This window comes from Kitasatospora sp. NPDC091257, from assembly GCF_044757675.1.
Lineage (GTDB): Bacteria > Actinomycetota > Actinomycetes > Streptomycetales > Streptomycetaceae > Kitasatospora > Kitasatospora lactacystinica.
This window is the reverse complement of the sequence record NZ_JBIVVI010000992.1, coordinates 1-3,465: the sequence shown is the minus strand read 5'-3', so window position 1 is coordinate 3,465 and position 3,465 is coordinate 1. Positions and strand designations below refer to the sequence as shown.

General features: G+C 75.3%; 1 protein-coding gene. It reads left to right on the top strand.

The features are described 5' to 3' along the window. The coding region (locus ACIQOV_RS33245) for a type I polyketide synthase (RefSeq protein ID WP_401054467.1) at positions 1-3,465 on the top strand (3,465 nt) is incomplete at both ends.

Genomic DNA, 3,465 nt, shown 5'->3' with positions numbered 1-3,465 from the left:
TTCCTCCGGCACGCGACCGACTTCGACGCGAGGCTGTTCGGCATCTCGCCGCGCGAGGCGCTGGCGATGGACCCCCAGCAGCGGCTGCTGCTGGAAGCCGCCTGGGAGGCCTTCGAGTCCGCCGAGCTGGACCCGCGCTCGATGCGCGGCCGGCAGATCGGTGTCTTCGTCGGCGCCTCCTCCTCCGGCTACGGCGGGGGCGGCGCGCACGGCTTCGAGGGAGCCGAGGGGCACCTGCTCTCCGGCACCGCCAACAGCGTGATCTCGGGCCGGGTCGCCTACTCCTTCGGCCTGGAGGGGCCGGCGGTGACGGTGGACACCGCCTGCTCGTCGTCCCTGGTGGCACTCCACCTGGCGGCCCAGGCGGTGCAGCGCGGCGAGTGCGCGATGGCGCTCGCGGGCGGTGTCACGGTGATGGTCTCGCCGGCCACCTTCGGCGAGTTCGACCGCCAGGGCGGGCTCGCCTCGGACGGCCGCTGCAAGGCCTTCGCGGCCGCGGCGGACGGTACGGGCTGGGGCGAGGGCGTCGGCGTGCTGCTGGTCGAGCGGCTGTCGGACGCCCGGCGGCTCGGGCACCGGGTGCTGGCGCGGGTGCGCGGCAGCGCCGTCAACCAGGACGGCGCCTCCAACGGCCTCACCGCGCCCAACGGCCCCGCACAGGAGCGGGTGATCCGCCAGGCACTGGCCACCGCCGGACTGACCACCGCCGACGTGGACGTGGTCGAGGCGCACGGCACCGGCACCCGCCTCGGCGACCCGATCGAGGCGCAGGCGCTGCTGGCCACGTACGGTCAGGGGCGGCCGGAGGGCAGCCCGCTGGTGCTGGGCTCGATCAAGTCCAACATCGGGCACACCCAGGCCGCCGCCGGCGTCGCCGGGATCATCAAGATGGTCATGGCGATGCGTCACGGCGTCCTCCCGGCCACGCTGCACGTGGACGAGCCCACCCCGCACGTCGACTGGTCGGCGGGCGCGGTCGAGCTGCTGACGCGGGCCCGGCCGTGGCCGGAGGACGGTCGGCCGCGCCGCGCGGGCGTGTCCTCCTTCGGTATCAGCGGCACCAACGCCCACGTCATCATCGAGGCCGTGCCGAGCCCTGCCCCGGCCGAGCGGACGGCGGCGGCGCCGCCGGTGGTCCCCTGGCTGCTGTCGGGCAGGACCGAACCCGCCCTGCGGGCCCAGGCCGAGCGGCTCGCGGCCTTCCTCGGCTCCGGCGACGGGGCCGACGGTCGGCCGCAGCCGGACCCGGCCGACCTCGGCCACGCCCTGCTCGGCCGGGCCGCGCTCGCCCACCGCGCGGTCGTGCTCGGAGCGGACGCGGCGGACCTCGCCGAGGGGCTCGACACCGTGACGACGGGCACCCCGTCGGCGCACGTGGTCGCCGGTGCGACGGTCGAAGGCCAGACGGCGTTCCTGTTCACGGGACAGGGTGCGCAGCGGGTCGGTATGGGCCGGGGCCTTTACGAGGCCTTCCCGGCCTTCGCGGCGGCCTTCGACGCGGTCTGCGCGGAGCTGGACCTGCTCCTCGACCGGCCGGTCGGGGACGTGGTGTTCGACGGCGTCGAGGATCTGGACCGGACGGTGTGGGCGCAGGCCGGGCTGTTCGCGGTCGAGGTGGCCTCCTTCCGGCTGCTCGAATCCTGGGGCGTGGCACCCGACTTCCTGCTCGGGCACTCGATCGGCGAGATCGCCGCCGCCCATGTGGCGGGAGTGTTCTCGCTCGCCGACGCGTGCGCCCTGGTGGCGGCACGTGGCCGGCTGATGGACGCGCTGCCCGAGGGCGGCGCGATGCTCGCGGTGCAGGCCACCGAGGCCGAGGTGCGGGCGGAGATCGGTGACCGCCTGGACGTCGCCGCCGTCAACGGCCCGACCTCCGTGGTGCTCTCCGGCCCCGTCGAGGTGGTCGAGGAGCTCGCGGCCCGCTGGAAGGCCGAGGGCCGCAAGACCAACCGGCTGACGGTCTCGCACGCCTTCCACTCGGCCCTGATGGAGCCGATGCTCGCCGAATTCGCCGCCGTGCTGGCCGGGTTGACCTTCGCCGAGCCGCGCATCCCGGTCGTCTCGAACCTGACCGGCGGGATCGCCGAGCCGGGCCTGCTCACCACCCCCGACTACTGGGTGCGCCAGGTCCGCGAGGCCGTCCGCTTCGCCGACGGCGTCGACACCGTTCGTCGCCAGGGCGTCACCCGCTTCGTGGAGCTGGGCCCGGACGCGGTGCTGAGCGGCCTGGCCGGACAGGCGGTTGCCGAGGCCGTGTTCGCGCCGCTGCTGCGCCGTGAGCGGGAGGAGTCGGGCACCGCGCTGACCGCCCTGGCCCGGCTCTGGACGGCCGGCGCGGACGTCGACTGGCGGGCCGTGCTGCCGGCCGGCCGACGGCTCGAACTGCCGACGTACGCCTTCCAGCGCGAGCGCTACTGGCCGCGCCCGGCCGTCCGGTCCGGCGACGCCGGTTCGGTCGGCCAGCTGTCGGCCGGCCATCCGATGCTCGGCGCCGCGGTTCAACTGGCCGGAGACAACGGCCTTTTGCTGACCGGACGGCTGTCGCTCGCCACCCACTCGTGGCTCGCGGACCACGCTGTCCAGGGCCAGGCGCTGGTGCCGGGGACGGCCCTCGTGGACATGGCGTTGCGCGCGGGCGAGCAGATCGACCGCCCGGTCCTGGAGGAGCTGGTGCTCCAGGCGCCGCTGCCGCTGCCCGAGCAGGGCGGCGTGCACCTCCAGGTGCGGGTGGCGGCCCCGGGCGAGGAGGGCGACTGCCGGGTGGAGATCCACGCCCGGCCGGACGCCGGCGGGACCGCGCCGTGGATCTGCCACGCGGTGGGAACCCTGACCGCGCAGGAGCGGGCGCCGGAGTTCGATCTGGCCGCCTGGCCGCCGGCCGGTGCCACGGCGTTGCCGCTGGAGGGTTTCTACGAGGCTCTGGCCGAGGTCGGGTACGGCTACGGTCCGGTGTTCCGGGGTCTGGGTGCGGCCTGGCGGGTGGGTGAGACCGTCTACGCGGAGGTCGCGCTGCCCGAGGCGGTGGCGGGTGAGGCGGGCGGTTTCGGTCTGCACCCGGCGCTGCTGGACGCGGCGCTGCATGTCAGCGGCCTGGTCGAGGCCGAGGGCGGGGCGACGCGACTGCCCTTCGCCTGGACCGGCGTCCAGTTGCACGCCGTCGGAGCGTCCGCGCTGCGCGTCGCGGTGAGTCCGGCGGCCGACGGTGTGGCGATCCTGGCCGCCGACGAACTCGGCGCTCCTGTCGCGTCCGTGGGCTCCCTGGTACTGCGGGAGGTTTCGGCGGAGGCGCTTCGGCCGGTCGGTGAGGGTGGGCCGGAGGCGTTGTTCGCGGTGGACTGGGTGCCGGTTCCGGTGCCGGTTCCGGCGGTTGCGGAGGGTGTGGGTTCGTCGGAGTGGGTGGCGATCGGTGAGGTCGCCGGTGTGCGGGGGTTCGTCGATGTGGCGGGCCTGGTGGGTGAGTTGGAG